Source organism: Rhodococcus sp. Leaf278, assembly GCF_001426085.1.
Classification (GTDB): domain Bacteria; phylum Actinomycetota; class Actinomycetes; order Mycobacteriales; family Mycobacteriaceae; genus Rhodococcoides.
In genome coordinates this window covers 359,100-373,854 of record NZ_LMRR01000002.1, presented here as the reverse complement: position 1 = coordinate 373,854, position 14,755 = coordinate 359,100, and the positions used below count along the sequence as shown (strand labels likewise).

At 64.3% G+C, this 14,755-nt stretch carries 14 protein-coding genes; 8 read left to right on the top strand and 6 right to left on the bottom strand.

What is annotated here, in order from left to right:
• Nucleotides 1-16: 16 nt before the first annotated feature.
• The gene (locus ASG84_RS04300) at nt 17-1,198 is read left to right on the top strand and encodes a zinc-dependent alcohol dehydrogenase (RefSeq protein ID WP_057475762.1); all 1,182 of its coding nucleotides are present in this window, start codon (nt 17-19) and stop codon (nt 1,196-1,198) included.
• Between the two features lie 75 nt (nt 1,199-1,273).
• Here ASG84_RS04300 and ASG84_RS04295 read toward each other — a convergent pair whose 3' ends face one another.
• Complete coding sequence (locus ASG84_RS04295; RefSeq protein WP_057475814.1) at nt 1,274-2,227, bottom strand: hypothetical protein; 954 nt, start codon at nt 2,225-2,227, stop codon at nt 1,274-1,276.
• 212 nt (nt 2,228-2,439) lie between these two features.
• On the opposite strand from ASG84_RS04295, the gene ASG84_RS04290 reads away from it, so the two are divergent.
• Entirely contained in the window at nt 2,440-2,832 is a 393-nt protein-coding gene (locus ASG84_RS04290; protein WP_057475761.1) for an OsmC family protein, read from the top strand.
• Between the two features lie 34 nt (nt 2,833-2,866).
• A complete protein-coding gene (locus ASG84_RS04285) occupies nt 2,867-3,703 on the top strand; it encodes a YihY/virulence factor BrkB family protein (protein ID WP_162248311.1) in 837 nt (278 codons plus the stop codon).
• On the opposite strand, the gene ASG84_RS04280 is transcribed toward ASG84_RS04285, so the two are convergent.
• The 4 genes from ASG84_RS04280 to ASG84_RS04265 form a co-directional block, all read right to left on the bottom strand.
• Complete coding sequence (locus ASG84_RS04280; protein WP_057475759.1) at nt 3,651-4,364, bottom strand: CDP-alcohol phosphatidyltransferase family protein; 714 nt, start codon at nt 4,362-4,364, stop codon at nt 3,651-3,653. The two genes, ASG84_RS04285 and ASG84_RS04280, sit on opposite strands and share 53 nt — an antisense overlap.
• A 97-nt stretch (nt 4,365-4,461) precedes the next feature.
• On the bottom strand, nt 4,462-4,692 hold the full coding sequence (locus ASG84_RS04275; protein WP_156399375.1) for a hypothetical protein: 231 nt from the start codon (nt 4,690-4,692) through the stop codon (nt 4,462-4,464).
• 97 nt (nt 4,693-4,789) lie between these two features.
• Entirely contained in the window at nt 4,790-7,084 is a 2,295-nt protein-coding gene (locus ASG84_RS28055; RefSeq protein WP_235581524.1) for a glycosyltransferase, read from the bottom strand.
• A 23-nt stretch (nt 7,085-7,107) separates the two neighbouring features.
• Nucleotides 7,108-8,118, bottom strand: a complete 1,011-nt coding sequence (locus ASG84_RS04265; protein ID WP_235581523.1) for a WcbI family polysaccharide biosynthesis putative acetyltransferase — start codon at nt 8,116-8,118, stop codon at nt 7,108-7,110.
• 105 nt (nt 8,119-8,223) lie between these two features.
• Here ASG84_RS04265 and ASG84_RS04260 point away from each other — a divergent pair, with 105 nt between their 5' ends.
• The 5 genes from ASG84_RS04260 to ASG84_RS04240 are packed head-to-tail and all read left to right on the top strand — an operon-like array spanning nt 8,224 to nt 13,293.
• Entirely contained in the window at nt 8,224-9,303 is a 1,080-nt protein-coding gene (locus tag ASG84_RS04260; protein WP_057475758.1) for a glycosyltransferase, read from the top strand.
• Nucleotides 9,300-10,409 carry a glycosyltransferase gene (locus ASG84_RS04255; RefSeq protein WP_057475757.1) on the top strand — a complete coding sequence of 370 codons (1,110 nt, stop codon included), beginning with the start codon at nt 9,300-9,302 and terminating at the stop codon, nt 10,407-10,409. The genes ASG84_RS04260 and ASG84_RS04255 overlap by 4 nt, the downstream gene beginning before the upstream one ends.
• Nucleotides 10,406-11,410, top strand: coding sequence for a glycosyltransferase (locus ASG84_RS04250; protein ID WP_057475756.1), 1,005 nt, complete (start codon nt 10,406-10,408; stop codon nt 11,408-11,410). The genes ASG84_RS04255 and ASG84_RS04250 overlap by 4 nt, the downstream gene beginning before the upstream one ends.
• Entirely contained in the window at nt 11,407-12,237 is an 831-nt protein-coding gene (locus ASG84_RS04245; protein ID WP_057475755.1) for a glycosyltransferase family 2 protein, read from the top strand. The genes ASG84_RS04250 and ASG84_RS04245 overlap by 4 nt, the downstream gene beginning before the upstream one ends.
• A gap of 33 nt (nt 12,238-12,270) precedes the next feature.
• A complete protein-coding gene (locus ASG84_RS04240) occupies nt 12,271-13,293 on the top strand; it encodes an LLM class flavin-dependent oxidoreductase (protein ID WP_057475754.1) in 1,023 nt (340 codons plus the stop codon).
• Nucleotides 13,294-13,347: 54 nt separating this feature from the next.
• Here ASG84_RS04240 and ASG84_RS04235 read toward each other — a convergent pair whose 3' ends face one another.
• The gene (locus ASG84_RS04235; RefSeq protein ID WP_057475753.1) at nt 13,348-14,535 is read right to left on the bottom strand and encodes an esterase/lipase family protein; all 1,188 of its coding nucleotides are present in this window, start codon (nt 14,533-14,535) and stop codon (nt 13,348-13,350) included.
• Between the last annotated feature and the right edge of the window lie 220 nt (nt 14,536-14,755).

Below are 14,755 nucleotides of genomic sequence, written 5' to 3'. Positions count from 1 at the left end.
CCACCGGAAGGACCTCATGCGCGCAGTCACGTGGCAGGGCAAGAGAAAAGTCAGCGTGGACACCGTTCCAGATCCGCGGATAGAGCAGCCGACGGACGCGATCGTCAAGATCACGACCACCAACATCTGCGGCTCCGATCTGCATCTGTACGAAACTCTCGGAGCCTTCATGGACGAGGGCGACATTTTGGGTCACGAGCCCATGGGCATCGTCGAGGAAGTCGGTTCGGACGCCGGTGATCTGGCCGTCGGAGACCGTGTGGTCATCCCGTTCCAGATCTCGTGTGGGCATTGCTACATGTGCAATTCGAGTCTGTACACCCAGTGCGAGACCACACAGGTTCGCGAACAGGGAATGGGTGCAGCACTGTTCGGCTTTTCCAAGCTCTACGGACAGGTGCCCGGCGGACAGGCCGAGTACCTCCGTGTCCCGCAGGCGCAGTTCACGCACATCAAGGTCCCCGAGGGGCCGCCGGACTCGCGATTCGTGTACTTGTCGGACGTATTGCCTACCGCGTGGCAGTCCGTGGAATACGCAGCGATTCCCCAAGGCGGATCGGTGACCGTGCTCGGTCTCGGGCCCATCGGTGACATGGCCGCTCGCATCGCGCAGCACAAGGGTGCCCGAGTGATCGCGGTCGACCTCGTTCCCGAACGGCTTGCCCGGGCAGCTGCGCGGGGGATCGAAACGGTGAACCTCGCCGAACACAGCGGTGGCGTCGGCGACGTTATTCGGGACATGACCGACGGCAGGGGAACCGACTCCGTCATCGATGCAGTGGGCATGGAAGCTCACGGATCACCGGTCGGCAAGATGGCGCAGCAGATAGTCGGGATGCTCCCGGACGCCGTTGCGGCTCCGATGATGCAGAAAGCCGGTGTGGATCGCCTCGGTGCGCTGTACTCGGCCATCGACATCGTTCGCCGCGGAGGAACCATCTCGATCATCGGCGTGTACGGCGGCATGGCCGATCCGCTACCGCTGATGACCATGTTCGACAAGCAGATTCAGCTTCGCATGGGGCAGGCGAACATCAAGAAGTGGGTCGACGACATCATGCCGTTGCTCGGTGACGACGACCCTCTCGGCGTCGATTCGTTCGCCACACACGAACTACCTCTCGACGAGGCTCCGCACGCGTACGACATCTTCCAGAAGAAGCAGGACGGTGCCATCAAGGTTCTGCTGAAGCCATAGGTCTTCGAATACAGCGATGCGGCCCGGAAACTCACGGGCCGCATCGGTATTCGCAAAAGGGTGAATCGATCTACATCAGTCGACGGAGATGACGTCCTTAGCGATTGCTGCCACGCGCGTCTGTCCTGCGGACACGACACCGTGGCGGTTCTTGTGTGCCTCCTCGTACGTCACGACGGTGCGAACGTCGGTCGGGTCGGTGAGGTCCTTGATCGCGGCGACCGCGTCCGAGACGTTGAGATCGTCGTAATCTGCGATCGGTAGCTCATCGGCATCGAGGGTCCCGCTGGCCGTACGGGCAGTGTGGATCGCGTCGGCGACGGCGTCGACTCCTTCGCTGCGGGTGACGTCCTCGGCAGCTTCGAGTGCTGCATCGCGGCTCGCGGTCAGTGTCTTGACTGCGACGTCACCGGCATGTGCGCCGCGGCCGAGCAGTGCGCTGAGGCGGTCCGGGGTGGCGCGAGCTGCATCCAGCGCGCGGTCGATGCCTCGTGCCGACCACGTTGCCGGCGCGTTGACGATCTTGACCGCGGTACCTGCGGCGGCCTGGAACGGAGTGCGACGCAGTGCCGCGGGTCCGCCCAGTGCGTCTTCTGCGAGGACCGTTTCGATCCACTCGACTGTGGCCGTGTGGGCAGTGGCCAGTCGAGTCGCCAGAGCAACCACGGACGGCTCGTGCGCAGCGGTTGCCAGCGCCTTGATGTACTTGGCGCGGCCGAGCAGCTGCTGCTCGAGGGCGAGATCGCCCAGCAGGGCCTCGTCGAACGGCTGAGCCTGCTCGGCGACGGCCTTGACAGCAGCGAGTGTGCGTCCCAGGAACGGCGATACGAGATCGGGTAGGCCGCCGAGACCGCGGAGGGCCTCTTCGATGGCTGCGGCGCGATCGCGACCGTTCGCGGCGTTCTGTGCAAGTTCTCGACGAACCGCCTCGGTGCGCGCCTGAACGACGCGAGTTTCCGCGATCTGGATTTCCGTGTTCGTCAGCTGCAGCGCGACGCGCAACTGGGCGATCAAAGTGGATGTGCTCATGGTGCTCCCCTTTCGGTTGATGGTCGATATCGTGCGGCCGATGCCTGTGCGTGACAGCGAGATGCCCGGCCCTGTCTGGGTCATTACCCGTGAGTAGGTTCGGTCAAACAGGAGTCGCGGATGTGTGAAGAGCGACACGTGCCGGTGGGACGGACGGGTCGTTCGCGACATGCCCCGGTTTCGATCGCAGATGGAGTGGACATTCTTCGTGGATGAACACCGAGCTATACACCGCAACCGTTTCCGCCAGCGCGACCGGCGTCACGTCCGACGACGGCGTCCTGTCACTCGGTGTGCGAGAGCCCAAACAACTCGGTGGCCCCGGCGAAGCAACCAATCCTGAGCAGCTCATGGCCGCAGCGTTGTCGAGCTGCCTGGTCGAATCGCTGCGCATCGCTCTGGGAACAGTCGGCGGCAGCGTCGACGAACTGGCGGTTACGGGCACAGTGGTTCTCACCGACTCCGACGCATCCGGATACGACGCGAAGTTCGCGCTCTCGGTATCCCTGCCCGGCACGGACGATCCGGAAGCGGTGTTGGCTCAGGCGACATCGATCTGCCCGTTCCTCAAGGCCATCGACGGAGTGGATGTCACCCTCGAATGACGTTGCACCGGCATTCTGTGACACATTTCCAGCCGTGACAACAATTCGTAGGCGAGCGAGTCGAAGCCTGGGTGCCATCAAAGCGGGGTTCGCTCGCGAGGACACCACGCTGATCGCAGGTGGACTCACGTTCTACGCCGTCATCGCTGTCGTTCCGTTGCTGCTACTCACCATTCGCGCGACTGCTCTACTGGTATCGGCGGAGTGGGTCAGGTCCGGGTTCGATGCGGTGGCGGCGCTGCTGCCCGACGCGCTGGATGCGCGCGCCGCAGTGGACGGGCTGGCTACCGCCGGGATCGAGCTGAGCCCGATCGGGGTTCTGATATCGATCTTTCCGGCCACCTTCTACGGAGAGGGGCTGCGCAGAGCGATCGTGCGGTTCTCGCCGACCCGCGAGTCGTTCACCGGATGGCGTGGCCGACTGGCGATGGTCCCGTTCTTCGCGGCCGCCCCGGTCCTGCTGGCCGGCGTGTTGTGTGTTGCGCGGCTACTGGGGGCGACAACTGGCGACGGCGGGATCGGTGCGATGACGTTGCGCGTGTTCCTCGGGTTCAACTGTCTATGGCTGATTCTGTCGGTTCCTCTCGCGTGGACCTACCGAGTGATTGCTCCACGGGCGGTGGGTTGGCGAGCGTTGATCGTCGGATCGCTGGTCACCTCGTCCATCGTCACCGGGTTCGTACACGGCTTCATTCTGTTTCTGGCCATTCCGGTGGATCTCGGCGCGCCGTTCGGCGGTCTCACCGCGATCGGCGGGGGCGTGGCAATCATGCTGTGGATGTTCGTGTTCCACATCTTGGCGCTCGCAGGTTGGCTGGTCACCGCGGAGTTCGATCGGCCCGACGATGCAGCCCGAACATCAACTGAGTGAAGCCGACAACGGCCAGTGTGCACGTCACGGAAATACCGATGGTCGCCGATGAACCGGCACTCGCCGGAGCGGCACCGGCAACGGTGGCAGTGACTGCAGCAGCGATAACTCGGGAAGGGCGCTCCCATACCGTCAGAAATCCGACGTCGGGTATGCCGGCACCGACGGCCCGGGCTCGCGCCATCTCGTGCAGGAGAGTCGTCACCCCGACCGCGACGACCAGAGGCATCGGGGCTCCCAACGCGAAGCCGCTCGCGAGCAACAGCAGATCGCTGCAGCGATCTGCCACCGTATCCAGGAGATAACCCCATTGTGACTGGGATCTGCCGATCATCGCGACGCCGCCGTCGATGCTGTCGAGCAGGCCCGAAAGAGCGATGAGCACTGCCGCGAGCAGAGGTGCCGAGGTGCCGGGCCGAGACAGAGCGACTGCCGCGCCGGCCACGACAACAGCGGTGAAGGTGACGGCATGGGCGGACACGGATGCGCGAACCAGCGGCGCACTCAGTGCGTAGACCACCCGGAGCCACCATTTGACCAACACCGACGACGACGGATCGATGCTGTTGTGCAGCGTCGACCAGGTCGCCAGGTATTCGTCGCGAGTCGCCGGGTGACTCGCGGAATTCCGCTGACCGGACACACTGTGCTGACTGACCATCGACGATCCTTGCTCGGTGTTGCTGGGAACTCGGCCGAGCGCCGAGCAGGACGGTGCGCGTCGAGACTTCGGAACCGAATACCCGTCGCCGACGTTCTCAATCGCTGTCGGAGTTGCTCTCTCGTCTGCGGGCCTTCAACCGAGAGATCTTGACGCCTGCGGCAACGAGCACGATCAGCCATCCCGAGACCAGCACTCCGCCACCGACGAACGCCGCGCGGCGTAACGGGTGGGAATCTGCATAGACGTAACCGACTGTGCCCCATAGCAATGCGACAAAAGCGATGATTGCCATCATGCAGATCATCGAATACAGCGTTCTGTTCATCTTCATCCGACCTTGCTCTTCACTTCGTCCCGACGAGCCTCGACACGTATACGTCCCAGGCCTTCGTTGAATCGTTTGCTCGACACGGTATTGCTCGTCACCAGGCCAGATTCGGCTGCTGCTCGCCGATCGAGAGCCCGAATTCGACACCGGTGCGGTGCATACGGCCGAACATATCGTCGGCGACGTCCTCCGGTGTGCGCCCCAGAGCCGCTGCCCACCGCGCCGCACGTGCATTGGCCCGAGATGTGCTCAATTCGACGACTCCCGTACCCCCGACGTCCACGATCATCCGATCGGCCCCGGTGGCGAGCATTCGGCGCAGGGCGTACTTGCCGAAGAGCACCGGGCCGTGCACCTGCACAACAGCGTGGCTGCGGCCGGTGTCGTTCGGCTGCCCGTGCTTCACCCGCGGATCGACGTCCCCCCACGGCCGTCGCAACTCGGCTGCGTCGGGACCCTGAAGCCATAACTCGCAATCGCTTCCGCGAAGAACGGATCCGACGGTGCGAAGCAGAGACGCCGAGCTGTGCCCCGCGGAATTCACGACCACGACGATCTCGGGCACGGCGTAGATCAGACCGTGGGTACGCGCCGCCGGGTCGGTGATCCGTGACGCCAGCGTCATCGCCTCGAGGTTCTTTCGTTCGCGGTCTCCGCCCGTCCGCTCGGCCCATTCCGGCCCGTCGTGCCAAGCGACCGCGCGCGGAAGGTGTGCCAGGACGGCTCCGGAGTCGTAGGCGCGGTGCGCGAAATCCCAGTCCTCTCCGCCGTATCCGACGATGCTCTCGTCGAACCCGCCGATCTCCGTGAAGAGCTGCCGAGTACAGGACATGACCGCGCTGATGATGTACCGGTACGAGCGTCGATCGGCGTCGAGCAAGTCGCGCGAGCCTGCGTATCCGTCTCGGAGCCACCGCGGTTCCTTCAACTCAGGCGGTCCGGCCGATCGTCCGCCGAGCCACTCCGCCACATCGCTCGAGGTCCAGCCCGCCATATCGGCATGGCGTCGACGTCCGACGGCGAGGGCGTCGGGCAGGGCCGCGAGCAGCCGGGCCGATTCCGCGATGTACCCGGGCTCGGGAACGGTATCCGCGTCGAGAAAAAACAGGATCTCACCGTGGGCGGCCGACGCGCCGAGATTGCGGGCAGCTGCTGCACGAAACCCCAGGTCGGACTGTCGTACGACGGTGACGTCGAGCGTGGAACGAAAGGCATCCACGTCGGGCGCGATGGCGGAACCGTCGTCGGCCACGATCACCTGAATGCGGGAGCCCGGATACGACTGTACGGTCAGCGCGGTCAGAACCAACTCCAACTGGCGTTGTTGCTCGAAGTACGGGATCACCACCGACACCGACGGGTTCCGGTCGACAGGTGGCACCAGGTCCCACCGATTGCCCGGTATCACCCAGCGTCCATCGGGCAGCTCCTGAATTGTCCGCTCGCACCGTTCTCGAAACAGTGCGGAATACAGTGCCGCTGCCTGGTGAAGTGTCGGGTAGGGAACGACGCCGGGTTGTTGCCAGGTCCTGTCGGGATGATCGAGCGCTTCGGTCATGGCCGCAGCGAGGCCGTCGACGGAGTTCTCGTGGATCCACAGTGTGCCTGGAGAATTGGCCTCGATCTCCTCCACGTACCGACCACGGGGGACCAACGGTCGACGGCCTGCCGCGATCCAGGAGTTGATCGAACCGGATGCCGACAGGTGCCGGTGAAAGGCGACGGGTATTGAGATCGATCGAAGAAGTTCGTCGAGGTCGGCGTCGGGAACGAAGCCGGTGGAGTCGAATGATCGGCCGAGTTTTTCGGCAGCACCGGTGAGTTCGTCGATCATGGTCTCGTGGCCCGGCGATGCGGATCCGATCGACAGTAGGTCGACGGCATTGTCGAGAGGTCTCATGGCCTCCAGTACTTCTTCGTGGCCTTTGCCCGGGTACACGAACCCCAGTACACCGACAACGTTGCGCATGGCAGCGCGCTGTCCGGGTCGCGGCGTCGCACTGTGGATAGGGAGCGGAACGACGCGAACATCGATGGGGCGGTTCGCTATGTCGTCGAGCAGTAGTCGTTCGTGCATGCTCGAGACGACGACTGCGGATACACAGCCCATCACCCGCCGATAGCATGTCGTTCGCGCTTCGAAGGCGGTTCCGTCCGATGCCTGAGGGATGTCGTGCAGCGTGACGGTCACCGGGGCTCGGTGCCGCTCCACAATGGAGACGAAGGCATCCGCGGCCTCGGTGGCGGTTCGGCCGAACAGCCGGTCGGTGAAGTGGACGTGTATCGGAATGTCGATGGGCAGATCTTCGAAGTCCGAGATAACCGGACTGGCTGTCGCAAAGGCGAGTTCGCGTGCGCAGCGAATCACTCCATGCTCAGGAGGGCCCACGACGAGATGGTGCACAGCCTGCGTCACGGCACGAGCCCCAGGATGCGAATCAGTTCCGCATGCCGCTCCAGTGCCGCATCGACGAATTCTGGATGAGCTGCGTACCATCGCAGATGGGCGCGGTGCACCGAACTCGGTGAATGCGGCGTGCCGTCCACCGACCACTCGGGCCGTGAATCGCCGTCGAGATCGAGTGCGTCGAGGACTCGTTGCTCGACCGGTGCCCGAACACCACCGAGCAATTCGCGGCCCGGATCCGCGGCGGTGCAGCCGGTTCCGAGCTGGTCGAGTACTCGCTGGGCCAGCGCAGTCAGCACCACATTGGTTGCATGATTGATCGTGTGGGTGGCAGCGCGCCCGGCATCGGCGAACAGGTCGGATGCTGCAATGTCGGTATCTCGGCTCTCGCGTCGACGTAATTCGCCGAGGCTCGCCTCGGCGGCGTGCCGCAGACCGTCGCCGGAGACAGAGCGGTCCCAGTCGTCGTTTTCGCCGAGTCCGCTGTCGGCGGCAAGTATTGTGCGCAGGTCGTGGTACGGAACCAGGCTCGGAACGGCGGCAGGATCGCTCGGATGTCGAACGATGACCTGAAAGGGATGCAGCCCTGCATATCTGAGCACCGGCCATCGCACGACGGTGGCGCCGCGTGGCAAGGTCTCGGTCAGATCGGGTACCCCGAGCGGTAACGAACGATAGCCAGCTCGAACCGGTTGGGTGAGAAGGACCGACGCTCGGCCCACGAGCCGGTCGACGTAGGGCAAGTCCGAGGACTCGAGCTCGTGGACGGGCGGTATCCGCACCGTCCGCAGCGGCATGGCCGGATCGGAATCGAGGAGAATGCGCAGTGCCTCGGCCTGACAATTTCCCCAGACCAGAAGGAGCGGCCGGTCGTCCTGTTCCAGGGCGTGACTGCCCTGTGCTCGTTCGGCCAGTTCGTAGAATTCGCCGTAGTGGCGGGTGCGCCCGTCCATGCTTGCCCCGACGTCGTGTGCTCGTTCGTAGTGGACCATTTCCTCGTCAAGGTAACCCCGCACGACCTGCTGCGCCAACCCCGATTGAACCCGGGCAAAAGTGGGTACAGGACTCGTATCGCGTGTCGGGACCAGGCACGATTGCCCTGCCTGTACCCGAAGGAAGTCATGATTCGTGTTGCCTCGGTTCCGTCCTCGCACGTCTACGTTCAGCATCTGCAGCCAGTGCTCGGCGACGGTACGGCGTCAACCTCGGAGCCCGTCGTGTTGCTGCCTGACCCTCCTCCCGTCCGCGTGGATGTCCCAGGGCAGTGGTGGCCGCCGCGGCTTCTCGACGCTCGGTGGCTCGCCGAGCAGACCGACGTCCAGTTCGACGTTCTGCACGTACATTTCGGGTTCGAGACGTTCGGCCCCGAGGAGCTCGCTCGCACCGTCGAACATCTACGCGCCAACCGGCAGGCGTTCGTTCTGACCGTTCACGATCTGCACAATCCCCACGTCGCCGACAACGCCGATCATCTTCGGCAACTGGACGTTCTGGTTCCAGGAGCCGATGCGGTGATCACCCTGACCGAGGGCGCAGCCGCGTGGATCCACGATCGATGGGGGGTACGCGCGACGGTAGTGGAGCATCCGCACGTGGTGCCGCTCGAGCGAATGAAACGCGCCCGACTCCGGTCGAACTCGTTCGTCATCGGTGTTCACGCCAAGAATCTCCGATCCAACATGGACCCGCTGACGGTGATGGACGCGGTGGTCGAGGCAGCGAGATCGCTGCCGGATGCGACGGTTCGGTTGGACATCGACCAGGATGTCTTCGAGAGCTCGAGCCACTGGTACAGCCCCACTATCGGCGCAAAACTGTTGGATTACAATACGTTTCCCGACGTCGATGTGCGGGTCCATCAGCGGTTCGACGACGGCGAGCTCTGGGACTATCTCACCGAGATCGACGTGTCGTTGTTGCCGTACAGATTCGGCACCCACTCGGGCTGGCTGGAAGCATGCCGCGATCTGGGGACGACCGTGGTCGCGTCGGATTGCGGCTTCTATTCGGATCAGGCCCCGGTGCACAGTTTCCGAATGGGAATCGACTCTTTCGACGCGGTCGGCCTCGTTGCGGCCGTGCAGGCAGCACACGACGATCGAACGCCCGCACTCGATCCCGACTGCCGAGCGAAGCAGAGACGAACGATCGCAGAAACCCATGCAGCAATCTATTCAGCAGTGACAAAGGAGATGCGTTGAACGAGAACCCACTTCGCATCGCGGTGCTGGCGTCATCGAGTTTTCCGGTGGCTCAGCCTTTCGCGGGCGGTCTGGAGGCACACGTCTACAACCTGGTGCGTGCACTCACCGAGCGCGGGCACCGAGTGAGTTTGTTCGCAGCGGACGGCTCGAGCGTCGATCTGGACGCGACGCTGCTGCCGGTCCGAACATTGGATCTGACGCCGATATCGATTGCCGACGTCGCGATCACGCCGACCGCCATTCGCGAGCACCACGCGTATCTCGCGGTCATGATGGAACTGGCCGGGACGTTGTGCGAGTCCTTCGACATCGTGCACAACCACAGTCTGCATTACCTGCCGCTGGCCATGTCTTCGACGTTGTCGGTGCCGATGGTGACGACCCTGCACACACCGCCGTTCGCATGGTTGGAGTCGGCTGTGGCGCTGGCCCCTGCCGGAGCGAATACTTTCGCCGCGGTCAGTGAGTTCGCGGCCTCGCAATGGGCCGATGTCACTACCGGCACCGTCGTCATTCGTAATGGAATCTCGTTGGAGGAGTGGCCCTTCGGCAGCGGTGGTGACTACGTGGTGTGGTCCGGCAGGGTCGTTCCCGAGAAGGGACTGCACCTGGCCATCGCCGCCGCGAGGTTGGCAGGACGCTCACTTCGCATCGCGGGTCCACTGAGTAATCTCGACTATTTTCACGACGTCGTCGAACCGCTGCTCGACGACGACATTCGTTACGTCGGTCACCTCGATCAGCCGGCGTTGGCGGCCTTGGTGGCCGGTGCCGAGGTCGCGCTGGTGTCGCCGGTGTGGTCCGAGCCGTACGGACTCGTGGTGGCGGAGGCTCTGGCCTGCGGCACTCCCGTCGCCGCGTTCGCGCGTGGCGGCATTCCGGAGATCGTCGATGCATCGTCGGGCGTTCTCGTACCGGCCGATGATGTGCAGGGCCTCGCCGCTGCGATCCCACGAGCAGCGGCCCTGAAGAGAAGCGACGTCAGGGCGCGCGCAGAAGCGGTGTGCTCGATGGATCGGATGGTGGACGAGTACGAGGCGCTGTACCGCTCGACGCTCCGTGCAGTCGAGGACTCGGTCGACGATCGGCTCGCGATCGCATGATCGGCTACTACGCGCACCATCACGGGGTCGGTCACGTCACCCGCGCCGACGCCATTGCACGCTCGATGTCGGAACCGATGACCGTCTTGTCCTCGAGAACTCGACCTCCCGCGCACGCGGCGGCGGAATGGATCTCGCTGCCGCTCGATGTGGACGACTCCACAGATTCAGTGGCGCAGGACAGTTCGGCGGGAGGAGTGCTGCATTGGGCACCGCACGACGTGGACGGGCTGACCGAGCGGATGGCGATCATCGCGCAGTGGGTGGCGCGTGAGAAGCCGTCGGCGGTAGTGGTGGACGTGTCGGTGGAAGTGGCGACGTTCCTGCGTCTCATGGGAGTTCGGGTGATCGTGATGGCGATTCCGGGGGAGCGCACGGATCCGATCCACGGTCTGGCCTACCGGGCCGCGACACACATCGTCGCGCCATGGTCACGCGAGGTCTACGACCCGATCTGGCTGTTGCCCTTCGCGGACAAGACGACGTTCTCGGGCTCGATCAGCCGATTCGCCGGACGTGAGCGAACCTCGCCTTCTGCTGTTCCGACGGTGGTGGTGCTGGGTGCGGCAGGCGGTACGTCGCTCACCCGCGATCTGGTGGACTCGTGGTCCGCGGTAGATGCCCGCTTCGAGTTTCGCACCCTTGGCGTCGCCGGCGGCGAATGGATCGACGATGTCTGGCCGGTGCTGTGTTCGGCTGCTCTTGTCGTCACGCACGCCGGTCAGAACGCCGTCGCGGACGTCGCCGCCTCGGGCGCGCCGGCCATCGTCGTCCCACAGGCCCGGCCTTTCGGCGAACAGTCGGCCACCGCCCGGGCCCTGGCCGACGGGTCGATCGCCGAGGTGCTCGATACGTGGCCGTCCGTAGCCCGGTGGCATGGCACGGCGGATCGCGCGCTCGATCTCGGGGGTGCCCGGTGGTCGGCACTGCACACCGACGGTGCGCCCGCGCGAGCCGCCCGGGCCATCGAACAATCCGTAGCTCGACGGAGTCGGCAGTGAACATCGCGGTCGTCACCGTGGTGGCCGGTCGACACGAGCACCTGGGCGCTCAGGTGCGCGGTCTGCGGCGGACCACAGTGGGACCGGTCGACCACATCGTCGTGTCCATGGGCGACGACGCAATTGCCGACGTGCTGACCCGGACCGGTTCCGCCGCCAGGTGTATCGAGATGCCCGCCGACGCGGCGCTGCCGCTCGCACGTGCTCGTAATCTCGGCGCGGCGGCTGCAGTCGAGCGCGGCGCGGAGTTGTTGGTGTTCCTCGACGTCGACTGCATCCCGGGGCCGGACTTGCTGGAGCGATACCGTTGTGCGGCAACAACTCCCGGCAACGAGCGATCCCTGCTGTGCGGTCCGGTGACCTATCTGAAGGAACGCGACGTCGGTACCGAGGGTCCGGCGTTGGCGGCACTGACTGCGCCGCATCCGGCCCGCCCGAATCCGCCGGTCGGAACCGTCGAGCACGGGGACAACTTCGATCTCTTCTGGTCACTGTCCTTCGCCGTCACCACGCAGACCTGGACCGAACTGGGTGGTTTCTGCGAGGACTACACCGGCTACGGCGGCGAGGACACCGATTTTGCTGCCACGGCGGTGGCGTCGGGCATCGGGTTGCGGTGGGTGGGTGGAGCGCATGCGTATCACCAGTGGCATCCGGTCTCCGATCCACCGGTGGAGCATCTCGACGACATCGTTGCCAACGCGCGCCGATTTTTCGATCGGTGGGGTCGGTGGCCGATGGTCGGTTGGCTCGATGCGTTCGCGGCCCGCGGTCTCATCGAGTTCGGCAACTCCGGGATTCGGCGCACCTCCGGTCACGTCGCTTAGGCTGGTCGAACATTCGCACCGAGGAGTAAGCCAGTGCCCCAGCCTTCTCAGCCGCTGCGTTCGCTCGGCTTCCTCACGATCGGGTTGTTCGACGAAGCCGATCCCGCGCGAGGGCACGAATCGACGTTGAGCATCATCGAACTCGGCGAACGGCTTGGCTTCGACAGCGCGTGGCTTCGACACCGACATTTGCAGTACGGAATTTCGTCGCCGGTTGCGGTGATGGCTGCGGCGTCGCAGCGGACCCATCGGATAGCGCTCGGCACGGCGGTCACCCCGCTGGGTTGGGAGAACCCACTGCGCTTGGCCGAGGATCTCGCGACGGTCGATGTGCTCTCGGGTGGACGGATCAATCCCGGCGTCAGTGTCGGTCCACCGATGCAGTTCGAGCGCGTCAAGGACTCGCTGTATCCGGACACCGCGAACGACGAGGATTTCGGGTACGGACGCGTATCGAGGTTGCTCGGTTTCGTTGCCGGTGAGCCGGCGTCGACGTGGGCGGGAACCGAAGGAATCGAATCGTATTCCGATCGTGTGCAACCGCATTCGCCCGGCTTGCGCCATCGCATGTGGTACGGCGGCGCAAGCCTTCGCTCGGCGCAGTGGGCCGGTGAAAACGAGATGAATCTCCTGGTGAGCAGCGTGGTACGTGCCGAGGAGTCGATCGATTTCGATGAGATTCAGCTCTCGCACATCGACAGGTTCCGGCAGTTCCACCCGGCAGGGCCCAATGCGAGGGTGTCGCAGGGACTGGTCGTGATTCCGACCGACAGCGCCAGTGCCACTCAGATCGCCAAGTACGAGGAGTATGCGCGGGGTCGATCGGTACGTACGCACGAGCCGCAGGGCCCGGCGCGCATGACGTTCGCACCCGACCTCGTCGGTACCTCGGATCGGATTGCCGAGCAGTTGTATGCCAACAAGTCGTTCTGCGCGGTGGACGAGGTGGCGTTCGCATTGCCGTTCAGCTTCGACCACGAGGACTACGTGCAGATCCTCACCGACATGGCGCTCGAGCTGGGTCCGGCCCTGGGGTGGAGCCCTGCAGCGCAATGAGGACGACCGACCGTACGGTCGATCGTCCTCATCGACGTAGTGCCGAGCGGGTGACTATCCGCCGGTGATGGGGGAGTTGTACGCACACGGGATCGACTTCGTGGGGAAGCCCTTCGGATCCAGTGCGTTCTTCACGATTCCGATCGCGCGCTGCGAGACCGAGATCGACAGGTGGTCGGACAGGTCGATTCCGCAGCCGTCCTGCAGGGTGACGTTGTTGACCGTGGCGCCGGGGCCTGCGGTGAGGAACGTCGTCTTGTAGGGGGTGACCACCTCGTCGTACTTGGTGCCGATCACGGTGTACTTGATTCCGGGGTCGGTGTCACCGCCCACGGCCAGTGCCTTGACCAGTGGGGAGTCGATGACCTGGTCGGAGGCCGCGGGACCGGCAATTGCACCCACGACGCCGAGCACGTTCAGGCCGATGTTGTTGATGGTGCGACCGAGCGTGCCGATTCCGACCAGCGTGGTGCCGTGGTTCGAGCCGGCGACGCTGACAACGGTGTTCACCTTGTTCTTGGTGGGATCGGCCGGGTTCGCGCCACCTTCGAAGCGGAGGTACTGGCGGGTGACGAGACCACCCTGGGAGTGACCGACGATGTCGACCTGCGCGGAGCCGGTGGCGGTGCGTACAGCGTCGATGTAGGTAGCGATTTCCTTGGCGCTCGAGGCGACGGAGTCGGTGCCGCGCAGCGACTTGAGGTGACCGGCGATGCTGGCGTCCGTGTCACCGTAGTTCAGCGCGAAGACACAGTAGCCTTCCTTCTTCAGCGCAGGTGACATCCGAGCGAAGTTGTTGAATGCGTTCTCCCAGGTGCCGTGCAGCAGGACAACCGGTCGTGGATGCGCTGCAGATGGCTTGCAGTTCCAGTCGTTGGCACCCTGCGGCGCGATGTCCGGGTTGACGACGCTGTACAGGAAGCCGGCGATGAAGTTGGTGAATACCGGGCCGGTTCCCTTCGTCTCGGTCTTCGGATCGTAGGTGCTGGTCGCGGGGAGAGCAGAATCAAGACTCGGGGGAACGATGCCCTGGTCGGAGGCCTTGGGAGACGCCTCGGTCGGTGCGGGCGGGATGACGTCGTCGCCCTGCACGGTGGCGGGCGGAGCGGGAGCGGTAGTGGGCTGCGCATGTGCTGCAACACCGGTACCGAGGGCAAGCGAGCACGCCATTGCCGCGATCATCGCAGCGCGCACCGTGGTGGCTTTCCGCGTTGCGCGGAAAGTGGACCGAGAAGTGGTCATGGAGCCTGACTTTCGACGAGGGTTGATGGACAAGCCGGAACAGTAGGCGCGGATTTCGGTCGAATACGGCCTCCGGCATGGCGTTTGGAATCTGCCCGTAACCACTGCGTCATTTGTGAGATGGCGTCACAAGTGAGTTGGGCCACCTCTATTCAAGATGGGTTGCCGGATATATTGACCAAAACAATCCGTAGGTTTGATTTTTGTTCTACGGTTCGTG

What these genes read in the sequence shown, in the direction of transcription:
- ASG84_RS04280 (WP_057475759.1), bottom strand. Translation starts at nt 4,364, where the DNA reads ATGGTCAGTCAGCACAGTGTGTCCGGTCAGCGGAATTCCGCGAGTCAC.
- ASG84_RS04295 (WP_057475814.1), bottom strand. Translation starts at nt 2,227, where the DNA reads ATGAGCACATCCACTTTGATCGCCCAGTTGCGCGTCGCGCTGCAGCTG.
- ASG84_RS04250 (WP_057475756.1), top strand. Translation starts at nt 10,406, where the DNA reads ATGATCGGCTACTACGCGCACCATCACGGGGTCGGTCACGTCACCCGC.
- ASG84_RS04290 (WP_057475761.1), top strand. Translation starts at nt 2,440, where the DNA reads ATGAACACCGAGCTATACACCGCAACCGTTTCCGCCAGCGCGACCGGC.
- ASG84_RS04235 (WP_057475753.1), bottom strand. Translation starts at nt 14,535, where the DNA reads ATGACCACTTCTCGGTCCACTTTCCGCGCAACGCGGAAAGCCACCACG.
- ASG84_RS04300 (WP_057475762.1), top strand. Translation starts at nt 17, where the DNA reads ATGCGCGCAGTCACGTGGCAGGGCAAGAGAAAAGTCAGCGTGGACACC.
- ASG84_RS04260 (WP_057475758.1), top strand. Translation starts at nt 8,224, where the DNA reads ATGATTCGTGTTGCCTCGGTTCCGTCCTCGCACGTCTACGTTCAGCAT.
- ASG84_RS04275 (WP_156399375.1), bottom strand. Translation starts at nt 4,692, where the DNA reads ATGAACAGAACGCTGTATTCGATGATCTGCATGATGGCAATCATCGCT.